The 23,868-nt window shown below is 67.5% G+C and carries 23 protein-coding genes; 12 read left to right on the forward strand and 11 right to left on the reverse strand.

Features of this window, described 5'->3' with window-relative positions; translation table 11 throughout:
* Both DB30_RS16285 and DB30_RS16290 read right to left on the reverse strand, forming a co-directional pair.
* On the reverse strand, positions 1 to 966 hold a 966-nt coding region (locus DB30_RS16285), incomplete at its 3' end, for a ribonuclease H-like domain-containing protein (protein ID WP_205633000.1).
* Between the two features lie 218 nt (positions 967 to 1,184).
* On the reverse strand, positions 1,185 to 3,869 hold the full coding sequence (locus tag DB30_RS16290) for a DEAD/DEAH box helicase (RefSeq protein ID WP_052549891.1): 2,685 nt from the start codon (positions 3,867 to 3,869) through the stop codon (positions 1,185 to 1,187).
* A 680-nt stretch (positions 3,870 to 4,549) separates the two neighbouring features.
* Between DB30_RS16290 and DB30_RS16295 the strand changes: the two genes are divergently transcribed.
* Entirely contained in the window at positions 4,550 to 4,891 is a 342-nt protein-coding gene (locus DB30_RS16295; protein ID WP_052549893.1) for a PilZ domain-containing protein, read from the forward strand.
* Positions 4,892 to 4,910: 19 nt separating this feature from the next.
* Here DB30_RS16295 and DB30_RS16300 read toward each other — a convergent pair whose 3' ends face one another.
* Together DB30_RS16300 and DB30_RS16305 are read right to left on the reverse strand one after the other, a co-directional pair.
* Positions 4,911 to 6,776, reverse strand: coding sequence for a hypothetical protein (locus DB30_RS16300; RefSeq protein WP_052549895.1), 1,866 nt, complete (start codon positions 6,774 to 6,776; stop codon positions 4,911 to 4,913).
* A gap of 10 nt (positions 6,777 to 6,786) precedes the next feature.
* Entirely contained in the window at positions 6,787 to 7,518 is a 732-nt protein-coding gene (locus DB30_RS16305; RefSeq protein ID WP_052549897.1) for a lysophospholipid acyltransferase family protein, read from the reverse strand.
* Positions 7,519 to 7,655: 137 nt separating this feature from the next.
* Between DB30_RS16305 and DB30_RS16310 the strand changes: the two genes are divergently transcribed.
* Positions 7,656 to 8,294, forward strand: a complete 639-nt coding sequence (locus DB30_RS16310) for a DNA-3-methyladenine glycosylase I (protein WP_052549899.1) — start codon at positions 7,656 to 7,658, stop codon at positions 8,292 to 8,294.
* Positions 8,295 to 8,300: 6 nt separating this feature from the next.
* Here the strand turns inward: DB30_RS16310 and DB30_RS41480 are convergent, their stop codons facing one another.
* Complete coding sequence (locus DB30_RS41480; RefSeq protein WP_205633001.1) at positions 8,301 to 8,864, reverse strand: hypothetical protein; 564 nt, start codon at positions 8,862 to 8,864, stop codon at positions 8,301 to 8,303.
* A 73-nt stretch (positions 8,865 to 8,937) separates the two neighbouring features.
* Here DB30_RS41480 and DB30_RS16325 point away from each other — a divergent pair, with 73 nt between their 5' ends.
* The 3 genes from DB30_RS16325 to DB30_RS16335 all read left to right on the forward strand — a co-directional run bounded on the left by DB30_RS16325 (position 8,938) and on the right by DB30_RS16335 (position 12,173).
* Positions 8,938 to 9,795, forward strand: coding sequence for a hypothetical protein (locus tag DB30_RS16325; protein WP_052549903.1), 858 nt, complete (start codon positions 8,938 to 8,940; stop codon positions 9,793 to 9,795).
* A gap of 82 nt (positions 9,796 to 9,877) precedes the next feature.
* Entirely contained in the window at positions 9,878 to 10,831 is a 954-nt protein-coding gene (locus DB30_RS16330; RefSeq protein WP_052549905.1) for a PLP-dependent cysteine synthase family protein, read from the forward strand.
* Positions 10,832 to 10,868: 37 nt separating this feature from the next.
* Positions 10,869 to 12,173 (forward strand): M23 family metallopeptidase, encoded by a 1,305-nt coding sequence (locus tag DB30_RS16335; protein WP_146659197.1) that lies wholly within the window; start codon positions 10,869 to 10,871, stop codon positions 12,171 to 12,173.
* Positions 12,174 to 12,282: 109 nt separating this feature from the next.
* Here the strand turns inward: DB30_RS16335 and DB30_RS16340 are convergent, their stop codons facing one another.
* A complete protein-coding gene (locus tag DB30_RS16340; protein ID WP_165703800.1) occupies positions 12,283 to 13,170 on the reverse strand; it encodes a universal stress protein in 888 nt (295 codons plus the stop codon).
* A gap of 163 nt (positions 13,171 to 13,333) precedes the next feature.
* Between DB30_RS16340 and DB30_RS16345 the strand changes: the two genes are divergently transcribed.
* The gene (locus tag DB30_RS16345) at positions 13,334 to 13,825 is read left to right on the forward strand and encodes a hypothetical protein (RefSeq protein ID WP_146659199.1); all 492 of its coding nucleotides are present in this window, start codon (positions 13,334 to 13,336) and stop codon (positions 13,823 to 13,825) included.
* Between the two features lie 104 nt (positions 13,826 to 13,929).
* Positions 13,930 to 14,373, forward strand: coding sequence for a hypothetical protein (locus tag DB30_RS16350; protein ID WP_052549912.1), 444 nt, complete (start codon positions 13,930 to 13,932; stop codon positions 14,371 to 14,373).
* Positions 14,374 to 14,412: 39 nt separating this feature from the next.
* Here DB30_RS16350 and DB30_RS16355 read toward each other — a convergent pair whose 3' ends face one another.
* The 4 genes from DB30_RS16355 to DB30_RS16370 form a co-directional block, all read right to left on the reverse strand.
* A complete protein-coding gene (locus DB30_RS16355) occupies positions 14,413 to 15,918 on the reverse strand; it encodes a trypsin-like serine protease (RefSeq protein WP_052549914.1) in 1,506 nt (501 codons plus the stop codon).
* Between the two features lie 121 nt (positions 15,919 to 16,039).
* Positions 16,040 to 16,714 carry a hypothetical protein gene (locus DB30_RS16360; protein WP_052549916.1) on the reverse strand — a complete coding sequence of 225 codons (675 nt, stop codon included), beginning with the start codon at positions 16,712 to 16,714 and terminating at the stop codon, positions 16,040 to 16,042.
* A 2-nt stretch (positions 16,715 to 16,716) separates the two neighbouring features.
* The gene (locus DB30_RS16365) at positions 16,717 to 17,550 is read right to left on the reverse strand and encodes an ABC transporter permease (RefSeq protein WP_052549918.1); all 834 of its coding nucleotides are present in this window, start codon (positions 17,548 to 17,550) and stop codon (positions 16,717 to 16,719) included.
* Entirely contained in the window at positions 17,547 to 18,536 is a 990-nt protein-coding gene (locus tag DB30_RS16370) for an ABC transporter ATP-binding protein (protein WP_052549920.1), read from the reverse strand. Before DB30_RS16370 ends, DB30_RS16365 begins: the two co-directional genes overlap by 4 nt.
* Before the next feature lie 86 nt (positions 18,537 to 18,622).
* On the opposite strand from DB30_RS16370, the gene DB30_RS16375 reads away from it, so the two are divergent.
* The 5 genes from DB30_RS16375 (at position 18,623) to DB30_RS16395 (ending at position 23,482) form a co-directional block, all read left to right on the forward strand.
* Positions 18,623 to 19,039: a hypothetical protein gene (locus tag DB30_RS16375; RefSeq protein WP_052549922.1), complete on the forward strand. Its 417-nt coding sequence runs from the start codon at positions 18,623 to 18,625 to the stop codon at positions 19,037 to 19,039.
* Positions 19,026 to 19,532 carry a hypothetical protein gene (locus tag DB30_RS16380; protein ID WP_052549924.1) on the forward strand — a complete coding sequence of 169 codons (507 nt, stop codon included), beginning with the start codon at positions 19,026 to 19,028 and terminating at the stop codon, positions 19,530 to 19,532. Before DB30_RS16375 ends, DB30_RS16380 begins: the two co-directional genes overlap by 14 nt.
* 199 nt (positions 19,533 to 19,731) lie before the next feature.
* Positions 19,732 to 20,289 (forward strand): DNA-directed RNA polymerase subunit omega, encoded by a 558-nt coding sequence (gene rpoZ, locus DB30_RS41485; RefSeq protein ID WP_205633002.1) that lies wholly within the window; start codon positions 19,732 to 19,734, stop codon positions 20,287 to 20,289.
* Positions 20,290 to 20,712: 423 nt separating this feature from the next.
* On the forward strand, positions 20,713 to 22,641 hold the full coding sequence (locus DB30_RS16390; RefSeq protein ID WP_052549927.1) for a hybrid sensor histidine kinase/response regulator: 1,929 nt from the start codon (positions 20,713 to 20,715) through the stop codon (positions 22,639 to 22,641).
* A gap of 190 nt (positions 22,642 to 22,831) precedes the next feature.
* Positions 22,832 to 23,482 (forward strand): RNA polymerase sigma factor, encoded by a 651-nt coding sequence (locus DB30_RS16395; protein WP_052549929.1) that lies wholly within the window; start codon positions 22,832 to 22,834, stop codon positions 23,480 to 23,482.
* Positions 23,483 to 23,504: 22 nt separating this feature from the next.
* Here the strand turns inward: DB30_RS16395 and DB30_RS16400 are convergent, their stop codons facing one another.
* Positions 23,505 to 23,840 carry a hypothetical protein gene (locus DB30_RS16400; RefSeq protein ID WP_052549931.1) on the reverse strand — a complete coding sequence of 112 codons (336 nt, stop codon included), beginning with the start codon at positions 23,838 to 23,840 and terminating at the stop codon, positions 23,505 to 23,507.
* Positions 23,841 to 23,868: the final 28 nt, after the last annotated feature.

Raw genomic sequence — 23,868 nt, forward strand, 5'->3', positions numbered from 1 at the left:
CGAGCCGATCCGGCGCTCGAGATCCGCGAGCTCGAGCGCCGCCTCGCGCCAGCTGCTTGCCAGCGCCTGGCCTTGCTGCGCCCGCGTCAGGCCAGGCTCGACCCAGCGCGCGAGCGAGCGCCGGGCCTGTTCGTGGGCGCCGAGCTTGGCGAAGTGCCGGGCCGCGCGTCGGGCCCGCTCGAGGTCGTTGGGCTCGCGGATCATGCCCGCGAGCCAAGCCCCGAGCGCGGGCAAGCTGGCGAGATCGACCACGTTGTGATCGCGGACGGCCTGCAGCTGGCGCAGCGCGTGTGGATCACCGGGCGCCTGCAGCCACCGCCAGAACACCTCGGGGATCTCCGCCGAGTCGATGTCCCCGCGCCGCCGCACGCCCAAGAGATCACGCTCGAGGGTCCCGAGCCGACAGTCTGGGCCAAACCCGCCGTGGATCCGCCGGGCGGGATGCAAGAGATCGACGTGATCGACATGCGCGGCCGCGAGGACCCGATCACACAGGCCGTAGCGCCGGGCACGGAGCCGCAGCAACGGCAGATCAAAGCTCGCGCCGTTGAAGCTCACCAGCGGATCCGGGGACAAGTTGCGCAGCGTGGCCAGCACGTCGGCGAGCAGCGCTGACTCGCCGCCCAGGCGCGAGAGCGTCCACTGCGTGACGGTGAGGTTGCCCTCGCCATACCAAGCGATGCCGACCATGAACGGCAGCGCGACCCCGCCGAGCCCCGTGGTCTCCGTGTCGATGAACACGGGCCGGACGCCGCGGGTCGCCCCAAGACAGACCAGATCGCGCGCCAACGCGGACCCCGTGGGGAGCTCGAGCCGATCCAGGCAGCCGCCAAGCAGCGCGGGCCGACCCGTCGCCAGGCGCTGCGCAAACCCCCGCGGCACCACCCGGGTGGGCGCCGCGACGGGCAGCAGCACGTCGCGCCGCTCGAAGGGCGCGCCCGCGTCCATGGCCACGGGCTCGTTCACAGACCCTGAAACCGCGGGCGCCGTCACAGACCCTGAAACCGCGGGCGCCGTCACTGACCCTGAAACCGCGGGCGCCGTCACAGACCCTGAAACCGCGGGCGCCGTCACAGACCCTGAAACCGCGGGTGCGGCCCGCCCACTCGACGCGGACGAGGCCGTCGCGCGCGGATCGAGCCGCTCGAGCGCCCGGGCATGGGCGAGCCGCGTGAGCAGGTCCATCAGAGCCCGTCGATCATCGCTTCGATCGTGGCGATCAGATCTGCCCGCGCGTGCCTGCGCGCGACAGCTTCCGGGTGTTCGAGGTTGACGCGCTCGGCCTCGGTTGGGGTGGGGCCAAAGCTCCCCCCAGCATCGAGCGCGACCTCCGTGCCGATGCAGGTGGGACAGCCGTTCGCGCAGCCACACCCGCGCACCGCCGCGAGCACGCGCTCGAAGAAGGGCCGGCCCAGCGCGTGCGCCTGCGTCGAGAGGCCCGCGCCGCCTGGCAGATCATCGTAGAGATAGATTGTGGGGCGCCCACTCGCGAGCATCGAGGCCTCGGCCGGCGGCCGGCCAAACCCCACGGGCGCCCACGCGGTCACGCCGTCGGGACCGGGCAGGCCCGACGTGACGGCGTGGCACAGATCCTGGACCTCGCACATCAGGACCATCGCCGCGACGTGGCGAATCGCGTGCGCGGCAGCCAACGCCGCGTTGCTGCGCCGGTGGGGATCGCCCAGCCACGCGAGCAGCTGATCCGGGAAGCCCCAGTACGCCGCGATCGTGTGCAGCTCGAGATCGGGCAGCTTGACCGGCCCAAACCCAACGTTCTCGTGGGTTCGAAACCGCAGCTTCTTGAACCCGGGCACCGCGCGCACCACGTGGGCGTAGCCGGTGCCCGACGGGACCCGCCGCGGATCGCCCTGGCTCGCGCCGGACCCTTCGTCGCTGCGATCACCCTCGAGCATGCGCACCCGCAGGTTGCAGACCGCCTCTGTGTAGTAGGTGACCGCGGCCTCGTGCACGTAGGCCTTGCGCTCGTCCCAGTCGAGCCGGCGGACCTCGTAGGTCTTGCCCTCGAGCGGATAGATTGCGCCTGGGTGCAGGTACAGCGGGCCGTCTTCGAAGTCGACCTCTGCCAAAATCCGACCGTGCTCGGCCCGACCCGGGACGTCTTCGACGACCGTGAAATTTTCTTCGAGCGAGCCACGCAGATCGACCGCGTCGGCCGGGAACGCCGAGCCGATCGCGTAAAAGCGCAGCCCACCGTCGGCCTCTTGCTCGCGCAGCAGCGCCCCCCGCTCGCCCAGGTAGTCGAGCGCGCCTGCGAGCTCTTCGGTCGTGAGCCCGCCCCAGCTCGACCACCATGGCTGCTCGACCTCGCTCACCGAGCCGGGCGCCTGAAATCCAAACGGCAGCTCGTAGGCGGCGCAGCGCAGGTGCGGCACCAAGATCTCGGGGTTGAGCGCGTCGAGCCGGGCGTGCTCGGGTGGCTCGCCAAACAAGAACTCTGGCGCCGCACAGACGAACTGATCTAGCGGCCGCGACGAGAGCACCATGATCGTCAGTGATGGATCCTGGCGCCGACCGGCCCGCCCCGATCGCTGCCACGTCGCCGCGCGCGTGCCCGGGTAGCCCGCCAGCACCACCGCGTCGAGCCCACCAATGTCCATGCCGAGCTCGAGCGCGTTGGTGGAAGTGACGACCTTGGCCTCACCTTCGCGCAGGGCAGCCTCGATCTCGCGGCGATGCTCGGGCAAGTAGCCGCCGCGGTAGCCACGGATGGTTCGGCGCGCGCGAGCGACAGCGCCAGGATCGACGGGGCCCGCGTGCTCCGGCGGACGACGAAACTGGCTCGCCGGCTGGTTTTGCAACCGCGCCCACGGACCGATCGCCGTCTTTCCTTGGGGCCTGAACCCACCCGGACCCAGCGGTTGCTGGTTGACGCCGTTCGTGGGCTGCATGGGTGAGCGATCGCGCTCGTGCACGCCGCACTCGTCCTCGCGCAGGTAGCGAGTCAGCAGCTCGACCGCCTTGCGCGTGCGGCAAAACGCCAACGTCGTTAGATCGGCCGCACGCAGCCGGCCAAGCACCGCGCGCGTGCATTTGAGGTAGTCACGCCGGACCCCGGTGAGCGGATCGACGACCGCGGGGTTGACCACGACGAAGGTCCGCGGACCAACCGGCGCCGAGCTCTGATCAATGACCTCGAAGTCTTCGCGGGCGCACAGTGACGCCGCGAGCTCGCGCGGGTTGGCGATCGTCGCCGAGCAGGTGATCAGCTGCGGCCGCGACCCATGAAACGCACACACCCGCCACAGCCGCCGCAGCACGTTGGCAACGTGGCTGCCAAACACGCCGCGGTAAGTGTGCAGCTCGTCGATGACGACGTAGCGCAGCCCCGACAAGAACGCCGACCAGCGATCGTGATGGGGCAGCACGGCGCGATGCAGCATGTCGGGGTTGGTAGCGATCACGTGAGCGCGCGCACGGGCTGCACGCCGTTGATCGGGCGGCGTGTCGCCGTCGTAGGTGCCCGCACCCACGCACCCTTGCAGCGGCGTGTTGGGGCCGACCAGCTTGCGAAACGCTTCTACTTGGTCGCGCGCGAGCGCCTTGGTTGGAAACAAGAACAGCGCGCGCGCGGCTGGATCTGCGAGCGCAGCCTGTAAAACCGGAGCTTGGTAGCAGAGCGACTTGCCCGACGCGGTCGCGGTTGCGAGCACGAGATCCCGACCTGCATGGAGTGCATCGAGGCCGCGCTGTTGATGTGCGTAGGGTCGATCGACACCGATCGTCGCAAAGCACTGGCGCACGCGCGCGTCGATCCACGCTGGCCACTCGCCAGACACACCCGCGCGCGGCGGAGTGCGGCGCACCGTGACGAGATCGATGTCCTCGAGATCCGTGATCGACGCGACCACGTGATCGAGTCGAGCGCTGGCATGACCAACAGGAACGCGACCCAAAAGGTGAGCGGTCGACCTGTCGCCAGTGTTGGCGAAGGTCGACCGCTCGGGTACATCAGGCTTCCCCGCGCCGGCAGAAACACCCGAAATTGAAGGAGGATCCGGTGTTTCTGGAAGGAGGGTCCGTACGCGGGGAAAGCCTGATGGGTGCTCTAGCATCGAACGGAAAATCTCGCCTGCACTGAACGGGTGAGTTGACCTAACACTCGTTCAGTCATGCCGTCAAGCGCCCACGAACACGCTTTGATCAGCATTCGCCGATCGCTCGATCTGTCTCGGACCCATGCGCATACAACGCGCACGCGGGTCCGTGCCGAGCGCACTCGCCTGATCCAGACCGGCGTGCTGGCCGCGGCATCCTCCTAAGGTGTTGTGATCGCCTCGCTTTTCGATGGGGTGCCGATCTCGCTGAGGAGATCTCTCGACAGCTTGTCGACAAGTTTTCCACTGCGCTCGCGCTCGATCATCTCCGATCGCGACCCGATCGCGCGGCGAGATCTGTCATCGACCGAGCAAGGATTTCTCGAGCGCGCCCGAAGTGCAGAGTTGATCACGGGCTTCGCTGCCAAAGCTGACGACAGCCTCGAAAATTCCGAAAACTGTGGACGCTCGCGTGCGCCGCGTAGAGTAACGGCGTGGCTGATCTACGTGCGCAGCTGCGAGTGGCCGTGCACTATCGGCTGAGCTTGCGGCGAGCTGGTGTCGAGGGTCGAGGGACGACCGAGAACCTCAGTGAGCGTGGCGCGATGGTGTCGTTGGACATCGATCCGCCGCTCGCAGCCGGCGAGGAGATCGCGCTCGAGATCGAGCTACCAGGCTACGGGAGCTTGGTCGTGCCCTCGAAGGTGCGATGGGCGTCGACGGTGCTGCCGGGCATGACGGGCGTGGAGTTCACGCTGCCGGTCCCGCCCGTGCTGCTGGCACACATTGCCGAGCTGGTGAATTCGCGCCTCGACGAGGCCGAGGGCGTCGCCTAGAGAGGCGAACCTCGCCTCTCTAGCGCCCCCAAACCGGCTGCGCGCTCCAGTCTTCGGGCCACGCTTCACCGCGGTTGCCCGGGATATCGAGGCCCGCGCCGTCGCGGACAAAATTGTCGACGTCCGCGAACGCGCGCTCGCGGCTGTGTTTGCCAGCTCGCGCGCGCATCGGTTGGATCTGCCCGGCGTCGGCGATCGCCACGATCTCGTGGGGCGCCGCGCGCAGATCGACCAGCGCACCCTTGCGCGAGGCGTTGAGCAGCTGCTCTTCGTTGCCGATCGGGTCCGCGACGGTCTTGGCCTTGAAGGTCCACACCAGCAGCGCGGTTGGATCACGGCTCGCAAAGCCCGAGTTGTCGGCGAGCAGATCCGGCATCCCAAAGTGGGTCTTGCCGATGTCGTCTTGGTTGACGGGCCCGGCCATCATGCAGATCCCGGCGAGCAGGTCGCAGTCGTCGGGCAGATCGACCACCCCCATCAGCTCGGCGTACAGCGCACCGCGACAGGCCGAGGCGCCGACGGCCCGGATCGCCAGCTCCCAGTCCAGCCCCGCCGCCTCGACCTCGCGCCGCGACAGCCCAGCGATGTAGATGCGCTGCCCGGCCAGCGCGAACGCCTTGCGACCGCGCTCGGCGTTGCGCGACAGCGCCTTGGCCAGCGGAAAGTCCGCCCACTTGGGGATCTGCGCGACCACGCGGTCCGTGATCGTCTCGAGCTTCTGCTGGATCTTGCGCAGGCGCTGCTTGCCGCCCGGCGTGAGCACGTCGACCCGATCGAGCAGCAGCAGCTCCTTGGCGCCCTCGCGCTCGAACCCGGTCCAGCGCGCGAACGCGTTGTAGCCGGCGCGCCCAGCTTGGACGGTGAACGCCTCGGGCACGTCCATGTCCTGGCGCGCGCGATACTGCGGCGGGGCCTTGTCCTCGTAGTTGACCCCCGGCTGGATCCGCTCGCTGCGAAACGCGAGCAGGTTGGCGCCGAGCTTGCGCCACAGCCGCTTGGCCTGATCTTCAGGAAGCTCGTCGTCGAACCGGACTTGCTCGTGCTCGAGCGCGACACCGACTTGCACGACCATCGCGACTTGCCAGCCTTGCCGCCGATCCTCGCTGCCAAGCTTGCACATCCGCTCGAGCCGAGCGATCGCGCCGGCGTTTCGCTCGCGGTTGCGCCCGCAAAACGGGGCCTGGAAGATCTGCGCGCGGCGCCGACCCTGCGAGGCGATCACCACCGCGCGCTCGAGGGTGTCGGCCAAGATCCCCACGTGCAGCTGCTGGAGGTAGCCGATCGTGGGGATGTCGCTCTCGTGAAACAGCTGCTTGCGGATCGCCCGGATCGGCACGCTCAGCAGGCTGCGGACCGGCTTGTGACCGACGAAGGTCAGCAGCAGCGTGAACGGGGTCCGATACGGACGCGAGAGCACCACGTGGGTGTAGCAAGCGCCATCGAGCACCTTGCCCTCACCCGCGCCGTCGACACCCGTCATGCTGCGCAGGATCCCGGCGATCGTGTCGCTGTCGTCGGGCCCAAAGCTGACCTGTCGCTGGCCCCGGTAGTTGGTCGACTGCCGCGAGCTGAGCACACCCAGCGCCGACTCTTCGAACAGCTCTTGCTCGGGGACCCGCTCGACGGGACCGAACCCGGTGGGGGCCTGCAAGCACAGCAGCTTCAGGGCCCCGCGACCTTCGGCCTGGCTCATGCCCACGCGGCTGCGGTAGCCAACCGGCGAACCCGACTCGAGCGCGGTCGGCAGCGAGTAGCGCGTGCGCTTCTCCCCGGGCAGCGCGAAGCGAGCGTCCCGACGGGCGCGCTGCTCGGGCGGCGGCGGCTCGACCGTCACGAGCTCGAGGGGCTTGGGTTGCGTATCGGGTGCCGGCTCGGCCTCGGACATGCGGGGGAGACTACGACTTTCGCTCGAACTCGGCTCGGCGCGCGTCGTACGTCTCGTTGATCACCCGCTCGAGCTCATCGCAGGCCGCTGCGGCGCCGATCTGCTTGGGATCGATCGGCGGCAGGATGATCATGTGCAGCCGTTGCCCCTTGCGGATGCAGCGGGCCTCGCGGCTCAGGCCCTCGTAGGTGCCCAGCAACACGATCGGGAGCAGCTTGAGGCCCTGGTCGGTCAAGATCCGGATGCCGGCCCGGCGAAACGGCTGCAGGTTGCCGTCGGGGCTGCGCGTGCCCTCGGGGAAGATCAGCAGCGGCCACGGGCTGGACACCGCGGCGTCGCGGATCACCGAGCGCGCCGTCTGGCCCTTGCGACGATCGATCAGCACGCCACGGTTGCGCAGGTACGAGCCAAACACCGGCATCAAGGTCACCGCACGCTTGGCGATGAAGCTGACCGAGTTGGGAAACTCAGCCAGGATCAGCACCCAGTCGAGGTAGCTCAGGTGGTTGCTGGCGACCGCGTAGTTCTCGATGAACTTGGCGTGCTCTTGGCCCTCGACGGTGACGTGCATGTCGAGCACCGCGAGGATCCGCCGGCTCATCAGCCGCGCGATCCGTTGCTCGATCACGCCGCCGCGCCGGTCGATCATGTTCCCGGCGATCTTGAACCCGTGGAACCAGCTAATCAGAGCGAACAGGCGCACGCCTTGCCACAGGCGGCGGAATTCGTCGGCGATGCGCATCGTCGGTCGCTAGTGTTTCCCGCAAGCGCCGGGCGGTTGCAAGATCAGCCGAAGATGAGCGGTCCACGCAGGCCAAGTCCTCAGCTACACCCAGTTTTAGCCTGTTCGGCGGGGTCGTGGCCAGGCATGCTCGGATCGTGACCAAGCTCAGCCCGGGGTTGATCCAAGATGCGGACCAGCGTCGGTGCTGGTGGTGCGGCGAACACCCGGACTATCAGCACTACCACGACCACGAGTGGGGGTTCCCCGTCGACGACGATCACCGCCTGTTCGAGAAGCTGTGTCTCGAGGGCTTTCAGTCCGGGCTCAGCTGGCTGACGATCCTGCGCAAGCGCGAGAATTTTCGGCGCGCGTTCGCGGGCTTCGACTACGAGGCGATCGCACGCTGGCGCGCGAGCAGCCGCGTCGATCGCCTGCTCGAGGACGCCGGGATCGTTCGTCACAGGGGCAAGATCGAGGCCACGCTCAACAACGCCAAACAAGCCGTCGCGCTCGCTGACGAGTTTGGCTCGCTCGCCGCCTACTTTTGGCGGTGGGAGCCAGACGCCAAGGCCCGGCCCAAGCGGATGACCAAGGCTGCGCTCACCAAGTTGGGCCCGGCACCCGAGGCGGCCGCCATGGCCAAGGACCTCAAGCGCCGCGGCTTCGCGTTCTTTGGCCCGACCACCGCCTACGCGTTCATGCAGGCGATGGGGCTCGTCAACGATCACATCGAAGGCTGCACGACGCGCGATCGCGTTTTTCAGGCCCGCGAGCAATTCACCCGACCCGCCTGAGCGCGGTCAGGGCATGCCGCCTGCGCCGGGGCACTCCATCATGCAGCTCTGGTTGGTGCAGATGCGCAGCTGCCCAAGCGCGGGGATCTGCATGGGGTTGTCCACGCCGCACTCCATCGAGCACTCCATCCCGTTCATGCCCATGCCAAGGCAGCCCGAGAAGCAGCTGCAGGTTTCATCGGCTGCGCAGGCTTGGAGCTCGTCGCAACAATTCTCCGCCGTGCACTCTGCGCAGGGTGTGTCGCCGGCCGGCTCGCAGCTCATGTCGCCGTCGCCGTCGCCATCGCCGTCGCCCGTATCGCCGTCCCCGTCGCCGTCGCCCGTGTCGCCATCCCCGTCCCCGGTGTCGCCGTCGCCGTCGCCGTCGCCGTCGCCCGTGTCGCCGTCGCCGTCGCCTGGATCCCCGTCGCCGTCGCCCATGGCCTCAGACGCCTCGGAGCCCGTGTCTCCGGTCGTATCCGTGCCGCTGTCGCCGTCGTCGTTGGCCTCGCTGCCGCCACTATCACCGCAGGCGAACATCGCTGGAGTCAGCCCGATCGCCACCGCAAGAATCAAGTTCGTGTATCGCACCGAACGAGTCTCCCATATCCGCGCCGCCATCGGAAAATCCCAGCGTTGTCGACCCACGTAGTAAATTGCCCGAGTGGCACCCCTCAAACCGGCCGGATCGGGTCTGCGGCGGGCCCTGCCAACCCTGCTCGGCGTTGGGATCGCGCTGGGCGTGGTCCTGGCCTACGAGCTCGACCTCATCGAGCGAGAGCCGTCCACGAGCGAATGCCCCAGCGAGTGTCCGCCTGACGACCAACCTGACGCCTCGCGCCCCCGCAGTCCGTTGTTCGCGGGCGCCCGCCCCCACCCGAGCAGCCGCAAGGCCCAGCTCCACGCGCTCGCGGTCGAGGACCAGCTCGCGCTGCTCGAGGCCCAAAACCAAGTGCTGGCCGAGCGCGTCGTGACGGGCGAGCTCTCCTACTACAACCACAGCCAGGCGGAGCTCGAGGCCATGGCCCGCCACTGTGACGTGCGCATGGACTACCCCAAACGCCTCGAGCCGCAGGAGATCGAGGACCTCGCGCTCGAGCCCGAAGAGCAGCAAGCGTGGGAGCGCGCGCTGCAGGCCTTCGTTGAACAAGAGCGGGCCTACTACCTCGAGATCCTGCGCGAGCTCGAACCAGACACCCCGGGGATCGACGAGCTCCCGCTCGCGCAGATCCGTCGGCAGCTGACCAAGGTCGCCGGCCGGGCCCGCAGCGAAGCGGACGACTCGCTGCAGCGCCACGTCGCGCAAGAGCGCGCGGGTCTGCGCGAGGCCCCGGCCAACCCCGATCAACTCTCGGCCTGGAACCGCTACAATCGGCTGCGCTTCAACGCGGGCGATCGCTTCGCTGCGCTGCTGGGCGACGAGCTTGGCGACGCCCGCGTGCACGAGCTACGCAGCGTGTTCGAGGGCTGGCCCGGCGCCCACACCCGGCAGATGGGTTGCCCTGGCGAGCAGGCGCAATAGCAGAGGTTTTTCAGATTGGGCGAGGGCGTCTCGCCCGCTCGCGGACGCCTTCGTAGACTGGTTCACCGAGGGCAGCCAACTCATGCAGACGATTCTCGACACGATCGGTGACACCCCGCTCCTTCCGTTGCGCCACCTCGGCCGCGGACTCCCCCGCCCGATCCTGGTCAAGTGCGAACACCTCAACCCCGGCGGCAGCATTAAAGATCGACTGGCCAAGGCGATCGTCGACGACGCCGAGGCCCGCGGTGTCCTGCGCCCCGGCATGACCTTGATCGAGGCCACGGCCGGCAACACGGGCGTGGGTCTGGCCCTGGTCGCGGCAACGCGCGGCTACCAGCTCGTGTGCGTGATGCCGGAGAAGATGAGCGTCGACAAGCGGCGGGTGCTGAGCTCGCTCGGGGCCACAGTGATCATCGCCGCGAACGCGCCTCCGACCAGCCCGGACAACTTTCAGAACGTGGCCAAGGCGTTGGCCGCGGAGCACGGTTGGTTCTCGACCGACCAATTCCAAAACCCGGTCAATGTGCAGGTCCACGCGCGCACGACCGGGGCCGAGATCCTGCGGCAAGTTGGCGGCCCGATCGGGGCGTTTGTCGCCGGGGCCGGAACCGGGGGCACGATCAGCGGCGTGGGTCGGGCGCTCGCGCAGGCGTGGCCGGCAGTCCGCGTGGTGCTGGCCGATCCAATCGGCTCGGGGCTCGCGAGCTGGGTCGAGACCGGCGAGGTCGGCCCTGATGGGTCCTACGCGGTCGAGGGCATTGGATCGAGCCAGCCGCCCGCCAACCTGCACCGCGAGGTCATCCACGCGGCCGAGCGGATCAGCGATGAAGACAGCTTCGAGACCGCGCGGCGGCTGGTCGCCGAAGAGGGGCTGCTGGTCGGTGGCTCGGCCGGCACCAACGTCGCGGCCGCCTTGCGAGTCGCAGCGCGCGACGACATCGATGGCCCGGTGGTCACGGTGCTGCCCGACAGTTGGGATCGCTACTTCAGCACGGCATGGATGCAGGCTTGGGGTCGGCGATTACACGAATAATTCGAGCTATTTCTCGCGCCCGCGCACACTGATCCGCGTGGCGACTTGGCGTTTGTTGTGGATGCTCGTGCTTGGCTTGGCTTGTCTCGGGTGCGTCGAGCCCGGGTTCGAACCGTCGCTGGACGGCGCCAGCACCCAAGCAGAGCATGACTGGACCTCGGAGTCGGACTCCGACGACGGCGCGGACTCGGAGACTGGCGACGGCGAGCCCACCGAGCCCACCGAGCCAGCGCCGCTGCCCGATCCGCCCAGCTCACCCGATCCAGATCCCGAACAACCCAACCCCCAACCGTCGGGCTGCAAGTTCGACTTGGTCTGGCCAACCACGGGGACCGACGTCGCACAGACGATCGTTCACGACGCCTACGGTCCGCGCCTGCTCGACGGCAGCTACGACTGGCACGGCGGCATCGATCTGCCCGGCCACAGCGACGATGGTGGGTTTTTCGATCCAGTCCACGCCGTCGCCGACGGCAGCATCCACGCGATCGGAAACCGCCCAAGCCCGAATCAAGGCGCGCTGTCCAACTATGGCCCCTCGGCTGGCAACGTCATCATCCTCGAGCACGCGCCGGCGGATCTGCACCCTGGCGCGGACACCCTCTACAGCCTGTATCTGCATCTCGATACCATGAACCTCGAAGCGTTCGCGGCCCGCTTCGCCGACGACATCAACACGGTCGTGAACGTCGATCTGCGCGAATACTACTACCTCGGCGGATCAGGCACGACGGCGGAAAACCGCGGGCACAAGCGTCCTACCTTCAAATCCAGCGGCGCGCCGATCACCGCCTACCCACGCGTCCTTCGCCAAGATCCAATCGCCATCATCGGCGACAGCGGGGCCACCTACGAGCACCTTCACTTCGAGATCCGCGAGACCTCGCCGACTTCGGCCCACGCGCGCAACCCCTTCGCCTATCTGCCCCACCTCGACCAGACCCAGCACACCGCCAGCCTGAGCGTGGAAGGAGCGACCCTGCGCGCGCTCGTCGAGATCCCCCGCGCGGGCGGGGCGATGGGCTCGGTCACGGACCTCAGCCAGCAATTGGACATTGCCGATATCTCGCTGCAGCTGCGCGATCTAGACAACGAGGTGATCGACGAGCTGCGCGTGGTGTTGTCCGAGATCGGGCAGCTCGATGATCCAGATCAGCCCCTGCTCGATCTCGGGGGCGTCGCGCTCACCCTCAGCCCAAGCGACTTCGACAGCAGCAGCTCGAGCTGGCGCCTGGCCGTCGACTTCGTGGGGCTGGGCGCCATCGGGCTGATCCCGATCTTGGGAGACGTCTACGTCCTCGAGGTCACGGATCTGTGCGGCAACAAATTCACGACACGATGACTTCGCTGCCGAGCCGATCGCCGCGCTGCGCGAGCGCGACCGGATCGCCTGAGCCAGCGCGCCGCCGCAGGCGAGTCCGTCCACGCTTGCCGTCCGTTCACGGGCGGACTCACGGCACCACCGCGACCGGCACCGACGACAACGCCGCCGTCTCCGAGGCGACCGAGGGCACGATCACCCGGTGCACGAGCCCATGGTGACCCGAGCCCGTGACCAACAAGCAGGCGCCCCGCGCCGCGCCGTAGTCCGCCAGCGCCGGCAGCGTGGGCCCACGGACGACGGCGGTTCTCAGGTCCGCGCAGTGATGCCTGCGGACGAAGCTGGCCATGCGCCCCCGGCCTTGCTCGAGGACCTCATCGCAGAGCTGCTCCCAGCGCTCGGTCTGGATGAGCCCAGCGTAGCCAAGCTCATCGGGCATCTCGACGAAGTGCACCAGCTCGACCTCGCGCGCGATCGTCTGGGCGAGCGACCGCGCCCACACCAACGCACGGGCGGCGTCCTCGCTGAAGTCCACCGCCACGAGCACCGGCCCATCCCCAACTGCAGAGAACAACAGATCCGCCGGCACGACGATGACCGGCAGCGCGAGGCGCCGCAGCAACCGACGGGCGATCGAGCCCAGGCGCGTGACCGCAAACCGGGCCCCCGTCCCCGTGCGCCGACTGATGAGCAGCGCGGTGCTCGATCGCTCGCGCGCCGCGGCCTCGAGTTCGTCGAGCACGTCACCGCTGCGGACCTCTGGCCCGTGGAGCCGTGCGCCATGAGCGACCTCGTTGAGGATCTCTTTCCCCCGCTGCTTGAACGCCCCGAGGATGGTCTGCTGATCAGCGTGGCGACTCAGCTCGACCATCGCCGCGGGGTCGATCACGTGGACGGCTTGGACGTGCCCCGCAGGCTGCAGGGACGCCGCCCGACACAGCCACAGCGCATACTGGATCGCGCCCGTGGACTGCGGTCGCAAGTCGAGGCCAAGTGTCAGTTGAAACGGACCAGACATCATCACATTGTCCCGTGACTGTGCAGAGCACGTGAGCGCAGTCGTTGCGCGCGAACCAAGCGAGCACCCACGACTGACCCGGCGTGAATTTTTAGCCGGACTCGAGCCCCCAATGGTTTGCTACCGGTGCCCGATGTGGATGCGCGTTTGCATGTAAACGCGCATGCCCTCAACAAGCATCGCGGACATCCTCCATCGCACCATCGTGGACCTCGAGCAGCTGCGGGCTCAGTACGAGAAGCTCTCGCGGAAGCTCGAGTGCGCCGAGCCCGACGACCTTCGGGGTCGCGCGATCGTTCAATTTTTGACGCTGTTGATCCGCCGCGAGAATCACACGATCACGGCGCTGCGCGGCTACGTCGATTCCGCCTTCGATTCCGGCGTCGCTCACGCCGAGCTCGACGTCCACGTCCGACTTGGCGGAGGCTTCCCATTTCGCGCCGATGAGCTGCAAGTGCCAGAAGATCCGTCACTCGACGACCTGATCGGCGTCGCCGAGCGCAGCGACGAGCAGCTCGCCCAGCTCACCGAGCGCATCCAGATCTACACGGCCGCGCAGGGATTGCGGCAGGCGCTCGCAGCGATCGAAGCCATCGTCCGCGAGCGTCGAAGTCGGCTCGCGTCCGCGGTCCGCGAAGTCGACGAAGGCATGTAGACCCGACCCGACTTGATCGCGCAATTATCGTTCGGGCGGCTTCAATGTATCGATGGCACTGAAGCCGCGATTGACAGCACACGGAATTTGTCCAGGTTGATCGCATGTCCAAATCGGCAATCGCAATCGCAATCACCGCCGCTGCGCTCCTGGGTTCCGTCGCCGCTTGCGCCGACACCAAGGTCAAGCAGGATGCCAAAGACGTGCGGGACGAAAAGCAGGACGTCACCGAGGAGAAGCAGGAGACCAAAGAGGAGCAGTCCGAGCTCGCGGAGGAAAAGGCAGAGTTCGCCACCGAGCTGTCCGAGCGAGTCGCAAAGGCCGAGCAGCGGTTCGCTGAGCTCGAGCTTCGCGCCGCCAAGATCAGCGCGGGCGCGACCAACACCGCCGCCGCCGCCGAGATCGAGCAGGCAAAGTCGCTGGCCAAGGCGAAGATCGACGAGCTCCGCAGGGCCACGCCAGAGACCGTTGACGGCGCCCTCGAGGGTCTCGACAACGCCATGGACGCGTTCGACGAGAAGCTCGACGAGTACGACGACGCGATGTGAGCGCTCGAGCCCGGCCAGAGCCAGTTTCAGTCACGTCGATCAATCACGTCGGCGACGGAGGCCGAGCAGGCCCAGCAACGCGAGGGCCCCAAGCGCCCCGCCCTGCTGCTTGCCCGAGCCCGCTGGCGTCGCGCAGCTGCAGCCAACGCTGCCCTCGAAGCTCGTCCCGTAGCCCGAGTCACCCAGCCCAGAGTCGAGTCCAGAGTCGAGCCCAGAGTCGAGCCCGTCATCCCCCCCGGTGTCGGAGTCTCCGTCATCTTCGCCGCCACCGCCGTCGTCGCCCCCGGGGAGCGGCGGCGCTTCTTCGTCGACGCCGACCGCGACGACGTCCGGGCTCGACTCGTTCCCCACGAAGTCCGTAGCGATCGCCTCGATCAGGTAGCCGCCCGGTCCAAACACGAGGTTCCAGTCATACGGCGCGCTCGAGTCCGTGTTGCCCGGAAACTCTTGGCCGTTGATCTTCAAGCGCACGTCGGCCACGCCAAAGCCAGCGCCGTCATCTGCGCTGACCGAGATCGCCACATCGGCCTGGGTCTCGCCAGCGCCAACCATGAACACCGTGCCGGTCGCGGGCGAGGTGATGTCGACCGTGGGCGGATCGAGATCCTCGCCGGATCCAAACGCGTCGCCACACAGCGAGGAGAACCCGCTGATCGGGCCGTCGGAGCAGCCGCTGCTCCAGGTGCCCATGCCGTTGCCAGGATCGAGCGGGATCGCGCCGCACTCGGGGGTCGGCGCCCACTCCCCCTCGCTGTCGTGACACGGCGTGATGTCGATGCCGGAGTGCTCCTCGATCCACGGGATCGCCACGTGCATCAGCGCGAAGGTGCCCCCTTGGCCGCAGGTGCCACCGCCAGAGGTGATGCCGAACGCACGCCAGGAGTCGTCGCCGCCAAACTCGCTCTTGAGCTTGATGTAGACCGGCCCGCCCGAGTCACCCTGACACGCGTCCTTGCCGTCACCGCCGATCCACGCCTCGGTGTTGATCCCGTTGATCGTGGTGGTGACCTCGCGCTTGCTCCCGCTGCCGCCGTTGTCAGAGTTGCCGAAGCCAACGATCACGACCTCGCGCCCGGGGGCGAGCGCCGAGACGTCGCAGCCCCACGCGGGCGGGATGATCGGCACGTCGGTGACCGACTGGTTGAGCTTGCAGTACGCGTAGTCGGAGGGGCCGACGTTGCCGTTGTAGCTGGGGTTCGAGTAGCAGGTCGCGCTGACATTGCGTGCCCCACCGCCTTGGCCCTCGCCAAAGCTGATCGTCGCGTTCTTGCCCGAGGTGCTGTTGGGGCAGTGCGCGGCCGTGATCACGACGTCGGGGTGGACCAGCGTGCCCGAGCAGACCCAGCTGCCAAACGACACGTACACCGCCGTTGGCCAGCCGCAGGGCTTCGCCGCCGCGCCACCGTAGACCGCGGGCTCTTGGTCAACGCCGACTTCGACCTGGCTCGGTGGGTCAGCCGCGAACGATGAGCTGGGGACCAGCAGCCCGACACCAATGAGGGGGACCGCGACCAAGGGCAGACGACGCACCTGCAAGACTCGCATTTCGCTAACCTCGCATAAACCTAAGGAGGCGACAATAGGCACAAGAGAATCGACACAACGACGGAAAATGAGCGATCGAGCAATTACATCCAGGTGAATTGCTGCGATATGCGATACATCGCTACATCAGAAGAATCCAGGCGAGCAGCGACACGAGCGCCGCGCCTCCCCAGCGCAGCGCGGGGCGGGGATCGAGCCGGCCATTCGAGTCAATACCGAGCGCGAACAAGCCCACGCACGCGAACAGCCACGCGGCGAAGCACGCGGACGCGAGCAGGCTCCGCCAGCGTGGGACCAGATCTTGCTCGAGCTCGGCGGCCCACCGGGCGCGATCGGCTGCTTCGACAACCTGACCGCTCGCGTTGGCCTGGCGAACCATGAGCTGCACGATCGCCGCGTTGGCGGTCTCGAGCTGCTCGGGATCGACGACACGGATCGCGCGAGTGCCCACCAGCGCCCCGCGAAGCTCCCGCCAAGCCGCGAGCGCGAGCTCGTGCTCGTTGGCCGCGGTCGCCGCGAGCGCGAGCTCGCCCAGCTGCGCGCGGGCCTGGTCATCGTGTGTCGCGAGCGGCAGGCGCCAGCGAGCCGCGCGGCCAAGGTGGAGGAGCTGCGCCTCGACATCGCCGTTGCTCGCCGCGGCCTCCGCAAGCAACAGCTGCGCGCGGCCGTCGATCCACGCGCGCGCAATTAAGGGGCCAAGCACCAACACGACGGCGAGCGCGACCCACCCGATGCGCCGGCCCACGCGCCGCACACCCGCCCGCTCGCGGGCCCCCGGCTGCGTGGTGTTGCCCATACTCAGGTGAAGTCACGCCGCTGAAACAGCAGCACGGCGATCAGCAAGCACATCCCGCCATAGGCCGCCGCGTAGGCCGACGCGCTGCCGACGTAGGCCCAGCTGACGAAGCTCTCGTGGACGCTGACCACCGTCTCGTCAAAGTTGGCGCCGGACACGAAGAACATCCGAAAGTCGGGGAGCAGCTCCAAGACCACCCCGAGCACCGTGCCGCCCGCGCTGCCTTCGAGCTTGCCCGTGGCGAAGGCCTCGAGCTCTGCGGTGTTGCGGCCGATCACCCACAGCGACCCCGCGAACATCGCAGACAACCACGGCGAGCTGAAGCTCGAGAACAGCATCGCCACGGCCATGAGCAGCAGCAGCTCGAGCAAGATCAGAATTTCGGCGCGGACCATCAGCACGCCGTGTCGCCCGCCCTGCATCAGCAAGAACCCCGCGAGCACGGCGCTCATCAGCACGACCAGCGCAACCATGGTCACGACCAGCCCCAAGTACTTGCCAAGCAAGAATTCGTGGCGGTGCAGCGGCTTGGGGACGATCGCGTAGACGGTCTTGCGATCGAGCTCCTTGCTCAGCAGGTTCACGCCCAAGAACAGCGCAATCACCACGCCAAAGATGCTGATGCCCGCGAGCCCCAGATCTTTGATGATGCGGATCTCTTCGTGCAGCGACAGCTGCCCCAGGACCAGGGAAAACGCCATCAGCGCGACGGCGAACATCACGAGGATCGCCAGCACCTTGTTGCGCACGGCCTCGCGGAAGGTGTTGAGCGCGATCGCCCACATCCGCCCAAAGCCGGCGAGCACGCCGCGTGGGTGCTTGGGGGTGTCCGTCATGAGCGCTGCTCCTCTGGGCGTGAGCCCGAGTCACGCACGAACAGCTGCTCGAGGGTCTCGCGCTGGGGTGTCACGGAGCTGATCTCGCCGCCGCCCGCGATCACGGCGGCCACGAAGCGATCGAGCTGGGCCTGGGCCTGGGCGACGAACACTTGGCCCTCCGAGCTGCTGCTGTGCGGGCTGGCGGTCGGCTCGGACCCGGGCTCGGAACCAGGCTCGGACCCGTCAAACTGCTCGCGCAGCGCGGCTTGCAGCTGTTCGCTGCCTTGCCACAGCACGTCGATCCGCAGGACCTTGGGGCTGAGCAGCTCGCCGAGCGGGCCCACGTCGCGGAGCTTGCCCTTGACGATGATCCCGACCCGGTCGCAGAGCAGGTTGGCGTCGGCGAGGATGTGGGTCGAGAAGAACACGGTCTTGCCCTGCTCGCGCAGCTCGATGATCAGGTCGCGGACCTCGCGACGGCCGATCGGATCGAGCCCGCTCATCGGCTCGTCGAGGACCACCAGCTCGGGATCTCCGATCAGCGCCTGGGCCAACCCAACCCGCTGCAGCATGCCCTTCGAGTAGCTGCGCATCGCTCGGCTCTCGGCCATGGCCAGGCCCAGTCGCTCGAGCAGGCGCGAGGATCGCTTGTGTCGCTCGGCCCGATCGAGCCCGTAGATCCGGCCGATCATGTGCAGGTACTCGGTCGCCGACAGGTAGTCGTAGAAGTAGGGGTTCTCGGGTAGGTACCCGATCCGCCGCTTGGCCTCGATGTCCCCGACCGCGGCCCCGAGGATCGTTGCCTTGCCGGAGCTCGGGTAGATCAGGCCCATGAGCATTTTCATGGTCGTGGTCTTGCCCGCGCCGTTGGGGCCAAGGAACCCGAACACCTCGCCACGCTCGACGCGAAAGCTGATGCCGTCGACCGCCACCGTCCGCTTGCGCAAGAACCCACGCACGAACTCCTTGCGCAGGCCATCGACCTCTAGGACCGGTGCGGTCATGCGGCGCGCAGGATAGCGTGAACCGGGCGCTCAGTGCGAGCGAGCGAGCGCGCACTCTCCCGCGGCTGAAGTGCTATCCTGCGCCCGTGCTCACGCCCGTGCTCACACCTGTGCTCACGCCCGAGCTGGGCGCCGGTGCTGAAACCGCGCCGGTCCACCTCGAACACGAGCACGGGGTCGCCGCTGCGCGAGCGCGCTGCGACCTCGCCGAGCTGCAGACCTCCGCCGACGCAGCTCGTGGATTGCCCTCGTACGGCCACGACTGGGAGTCGGGCATCGAGCTTGGTGTCGACGTCATGATGCTCGTGCGCAACCTGACCCTGCCCCCGCACGAGCGCCTTCGCCAGGCGGACCAACACCAGCGCTTCATCGACGCCGTCCAGCGAACCACCGTCTGTGTTCAGCTGCGCGAGCAACTCGAGCGCGAGCGGCTGTGGGAGAAGATCGACGCCCTCGGCGGACCCGACCCGGCCTGGCCCGAGGCGCTGCGTGAGCGACGTTGACAGCGCCCGCCTGCTGCGGGCACTGGTCGACGCGGGTTTCGAGTTTATTGTGATCGGTGGCGCCGCGGCCCTCGCCCACGGAGCGCTCACACCAACCCGCGACCTCGACGTCGTCGCGCCGCTCACAGAGGCAAATCTCACCCGTCTGCTGGACGCGATCATGCCGCTTCGTCCGCACCACGCCACGCGCCCGGATCTTGGCGTCGTCTGGCAATCCGCCGCCGAACTCACCAAGTTTCGCCTCCTGCTGCTCGACACGGATATCGGACGGCTCGACGTGCTCGGCACAGTCGAACCGCTGGGCGGGTTCGAGGACATCGACGCGATCGAGATGGAGCTGCTGCCCGGCCAGCCCGTGCAGGTGCTGTCGCTCGACCAGCTGATCGAGGTCAAGGCGCACTTGCAGCGGCCAAAAGACAAGATCGTCGAGGCCGAGCTGCGCTCGATACGTGCCCGCCTCGTCGGAGTTGACTCGGAGCCAGACGATCGCTAGCGCGACCCGGGTCCGGACACTGATCTCGGTGCCCGTGAGGGCCCAGCCCGCGATCCCCCCGCCGTCAGACCCGCCACACAGGATCGACTAACCCCTAATACCGCTGTTTTCGGCCGCGCAGGGCCTGGCGCACATCCCGCCAGCGGTCATTCGGGCCAGTGGACATTTCCAAAAGTGCCCCCCATACTCCGCCCTCCTCATGGCACGCGTCACCGTCGAAGATTGCCTCGAACAGGTTCCAAATCGCTTTGCACTCACGGTGCTGGCGTCCCGTCGCGCGCGAGCGCTGAGCGAAGGCAAGGGCACCGCGCTCGTCAAGAGCAGCAACAAAGTCGGGGTCGTGGCCCTGCGCGAGATCGCCAAAGCTTCGGTGCGCTACGACGAAGACGTCGAGCAGACGATCCGGGACTTCATCGAGGAGCAGCGCGCCCAGCTGATGGCCGGCTCCAACACCGACGCAACCTTCATCGACGCGGCGACCTTCGGCAACGACGACGACGATGAGGATGAGGATGACGACGACGTCAAGGAGCTCGTCGGTGATCCCGACAAGCTCGAGGCTGACGACGACGACGACGACGACGACGAAGACGGCGACCCAGAGACGCCCGTGGCCGACGACGATGACGCCGAGATCGACGACGACGCTGACGGCGACGATCTCACCGATGACGCCGACGTGCCCGCGGTGTTGGACGAACTCGACGACGACGATGACGACGACGACGACGACGACGACAAGTCTGACGACGACTGAACGTCCGCGTCACCTTCACCTCATCTGGATCATCTCGCTCACCTGCGCGAGCGTGGGTGGAGCGCTCGGGTGCGCCGACAAGGCACCTCCCGCGCGCTTTCCCGATCCCTCGCCGCCGGCACTGGCCAAGCCGCTCGAGGTGACTGGGCCGTCTGACGGATCGAGCCCGAAAGACGGTCCAAGCCAAGCCTCGGTTCCGCCCGCGAGCGCGGACTGAGGTCAAACTGTCTTCAGCTCGGGCGAGGGCTCGCTGTTTTCAGCTCGGGCGAGGGCTTCTCGCCCGCTTGCGGACTGTTTTCAGCTCGGGCGAGGGCTTCTCGCCCGCTTGCGAGCACCTTCGTAGAGTTCAGCGCTCACTTGCTGAGGGGCGATGGGGTGTCCTGGGTTGCGCCCAAGTGTCCATCGTGGCCATATGCAACGCAGGTGGGCTCCGAGGTACCAGCAGCGGGCGATCGGTCCTGGCTCGCGCGGGTCCTCGAGAGGGCCAGTCAGTCGACCGCATGGTTCGTCACCGATGAGATCCGGGCGCTCGGGACCACCGCGACGACCCGTGCGATCGCGTTGGTGCTCGTCAGCCCGATCGCGATCGTCGCAACCTTGATACCCGCGCTGGCGCAGCCCCTCGATGGCAGCCCGACGCCGCTCACCCTCGCGATCGCTGTGCTGCTCTGCTCGATGTTCGCGCTGGCGCCCTTCGTGCTGCGCTGGACCAAGTCGCCCAACCTCGCGGGTGCGTGGATGCTGTTCGCCGCGGTGCTGGCCACGGTGGGTGTGGTCTACAAGCAACAGGGTCTGCACTCGGTCATCATCGTGTGGTTCTTGGCGGTGCCAGCCAGCGCGGGCCTGTTCCTTGGCGCCCGCTGGACGATCGGGTTCTCGTTGGTCTCGACGGTGTGTATCGCAGCGTTCTGGCTGATCGACGTGGTGCCGTGGCTGAGCTACGACCCCAGCCTCACAGCAGCCGAGGGCCCCGCCCTGATCGCGCTCAACCTGCTCTCCGCGCTGGCGATCATCAGCACCCTGAGCCTGTTTTCGGAGCACGCGGAGGCCCGACTCCAAGCCGAGCGCGACGACTTCGAGGCCCGGATCCGTCGCAGCCAGACGCTCGAGACCGTGGGCATGCTCGCTGGCGGCATCGCGCACGACTTCAACAACATCCTCGCGGGGATCCTTGGCCAGGCGAGCATGCTCGCGGTCGAAGCCAACGATCCATCGGCGCTCAGCCGGGCCAGCGCAACCCAGCGCATCGAGGCGATCGCCCATAGCTCGCGACGCGCCGCGATCCTCGTCGAGCAAATGCTGGCCTACGCGGGTCGCTCGCGAACCAGCACTGGCGCCATTGACCTGCCTGGTCTCGTCCGCGAGGTCGTGGGCCTGGTCAGGCCCGGGCTCGACAAGCAGACCGAGCTGATCCTGGACTTGGACCGACCCGCGCCGCGTGTCACTGGCGATCCCGTCCAGATCCAGCAGGTCGCCATGAACCTGGTCACCAACGCATCCGAGGCGCTCGAGGGCCGGCGAGGACGCGTATGGATCCTGACCCGGACCGTCGATGCGTCCGGGACCGAGCTCACCCGCGCGGCGACCCCCGACGACTTCGTGATGCTCGAGGTTCGTGACGAAGGCTGCGGGATCCCTGCCCACAAGCTCGAGCGCATCTTCGATCCCTTCTTCACGACCAAACCAACCGGGCACGGACTTGGCCTCGCCGCCGTGCTTGGGATCGTGCAGAGCCACGGCGGCGACATCGAGGTCGACAGCAGCGTCGGCGAGGGCACCCAGTTTCGCGTGCTGTTGCGCTGCCCCGACGCGAAGGCGCTCGCCGCCGCCGAAGATGAAGACGCGCCGCGTCCACGCATCCGGCTGCCGACCGCGACCGATCTCTCGCAGATGGTGGGTCCCCGCCGCCGTCGGCGCGCCCAGCCCCGCCCGGGCGGGCCGGCATGGGTCCTGATCGTCGACGATGAGCAGATGATCCGCGAGCTCGCCGGCGAGGTGCTCGAGGGCGCGGGCCAACAGGTGCTGCTGGGTTGCGACGGCGACGATGGTCTGCGCCTGTTCGAGGCCCACGCCGACGACATCGATCTGATCGTGCTCGATCGCACCATGCCTGGGCTCGACAGTCTCGAGCTGCTCGCACGGATCCGGACGCGGCGACCCGACGTGCCCGTGATCATCTCGAGCGGCTACGCGCAGGACGAAGGGTCGCTGCAGCTCAATGCGCTTGGGGTCGATGCGCTCCTGCAAAAGCCCTGGGCCCCCCGGGATCTCGTCCACCTCGTGGGTGAGCTCGGGCTCCAAACCGTGGGGCAATCCGACGCCCCGCGACCCACGCGGTCCACGCGCGACTGATCTCGCTTGGCCTCAATTTTCTCTAGGTCGACGCGAAGTTCGCGGGCTGACAACGCGCGAAAACGCGCATGATCAGCGCCGGGTGAACTGTTCATTTGGACTGCGCAGTAAACGCGACTCCCAATGTCATGCGCAGTCACTTGCGCGCGGCCCGTGATAGCTTCACGCGGTGTCGCGGGACTATCGGCGCATGACCGACCTCGAGCTGTTCGAAGCTTGGATCGCCAACGATCGGCGTGCGGCCGATGAGCTGTTCGAGCGGCATTTCTCACGGATCGACCGATTCTTCCGCAACAAGGTCGTCGAGGGGTCGGATGACTTGGTTCAAAAGACCTTCATGGCCTGCGTCGAGAACCACAAGCGCTTTCGCGGCGACTCGAGCTTTCGAACCTATCTGTTTGGGATCGCCCACAACGTCCTGCATGGGCACTATCGCTCGCGCAAGCGCGAGTCGGAGCGGCTCGAGTTCACCGAGATCAGCGCGCAGGACCTCGCGCCGGGGCCGAGCACAATGATCCGAGAGCGACGCGAGCATCAGCTGCTGCTCGAGTCGCTCCGACAGATCCCGCTCGATTACCAAGTGGTGCTCGAGCTGTACTACTGGGAGGAGCTGTCTGGCTCGGCGATCGCCAAGATCATCGAGCTGCGGGAAAATACGGTTCGCAGCCGGATCCGCGAGGGGAAGCGGCTGCTGAAGAAGAAGATGAAGGCCCTCGCGCGAAACCCCGAAGAGCTCCGAAGCACGCTCGAGGACCTCGAGCACTGGGTCCGCTCGATCCACGCAGGCGGCGAGCCGGCTGACGAGGACGAGCGCCAGGATGAGCACGAGACGTCCGACTGAATCTCAGACGGGGTCTCAGCGGTCAGGGAGGTGGCGGTGCGGTGCCGTCCTTCTTGATCTTGAACGATCCTGCATGCGTCTGAGAGGTCCCGTTTTGGGAGACCGTATACCTGAACTCATGGCTGTGCTCCTGACCGGGCTCAGGGAGCCCAAAGGTGCCGGTGCCACCGGTCGTCCAGACCACATCGTCGAGCGACCAGCCTTCTGGAGGCTGAATTGACACGGACACGCTGCTACCCGTGAAATTGGGCGTGATGAGGTCACCTTGCGGTGATCCCTCTTTGAGCCCGACCGCTCCGGTCGCGTCGACGATGCTGTTCAGGATGGGGGTTGGGTTATCGGTGAAGTTGTACGTCATCGGTTGCCACTCCCAAATTCGATGAAGT

Source organism: Enhygromyxa salina (genome assembly GCF_000737335.2).
GTDB lineage: Bacteria > Myxococcota_A > Polyangia > Nannocystales > Nannocystaceae > Plesiocystis > Plesiocystis salina_C.

Bases quoted from the DNA above. Each gene is read 5' to 3' on its own strand.
- DB30_RS16300 (WP_052549895.1), bottom strand. From the start codon at position 6,776: ATGTCCGAGGCCGAGCCGGCACCCGATACGCAACCCAAGCCCCTCGAG.
- DB30_RS16305 (WP_052549897.1), bottom strand. From the start codon at position 7,518: ATGCGCATCGCCGACGAATTCCGCCGCCTGTGGCAAGGCGTGCGCCTG.
- DB30_RS16330 (WP_052549905.1), top strand. From the start codon at position 9,878: ATGCAGACGATTCTCGACACGATCGGTGACACCCCGCTCCTTCCGTTG.
- DB30_RS16340 (WP_165703800.1), bottom strand. From the start codon at position 13,170: ATGTCTGGTCCGTTTCAACTGACACTTGGCCTCGACTTGCGACCGCAG.
- DB30_RS16345 (WP_146659199.1), top strand. From the start codon at position 13,334: ATGCCCTCAACAAGCATCGCGGACATCCTCCATCGCACCATCGTGGAC.
- DB30_RS16350 (WP_052549912.1), top strand. From the start codon at position 13,930: ATGTCCAAATCGGCAATCGCAATCGCAATCACCGCCGCTGCGCTCCTG.
- DB30_RS16355 (WP_052549914.1), bottom strand. From the start codon at position 15,918: ATGCGAGTCTTGCAGGTGCGTCGTCTGCCCTTGGTCGCGGTCCCCCTC.
- DB30_RS16360 (WP_052549916.1), bottom strand. From the start codon at position 16,714: ATGGGCAACACCACGCAGCCGGGGGCCCGCGAGCGGGCGGGTGTGCGG.
- DB30_RS16365 (WP_052549918.1), bottom strand. From the start codon at position 17,550: ATGACGGACACCCCCAAGCACCCACGCGGCGTGCTCGCCGGCTTTGGG.
- DB30_RS16370 (WP_052549920.1), bottom strand. From the start codon at position 18,536: ATGACCGCACCGGTCCTAGAGGTCGATGGCCTGCGCAAGGAGTTCGTG.
- rpoZ (WP_205633002.1), top strand. From the start codon at position 19,732: ATGGCACGCGTCACCGTCGAAGATTGCCTCGAACAGGTTCCAAATCGC.
- DB30_RS16395 (WP_052549929.1), top strand. From the start codon at position 22,832: ATGACCGACCTCGAGCTGTTCGAAGCTTGGATCGCCAACGATCGGCGT.
- DB30_RS16400 (WP_052549931.1), bottom strand. From the start codon at position 23,840: ATGACGTACAACTTCACCGATAACCCAACCCCCATCCTGAACAGCATC.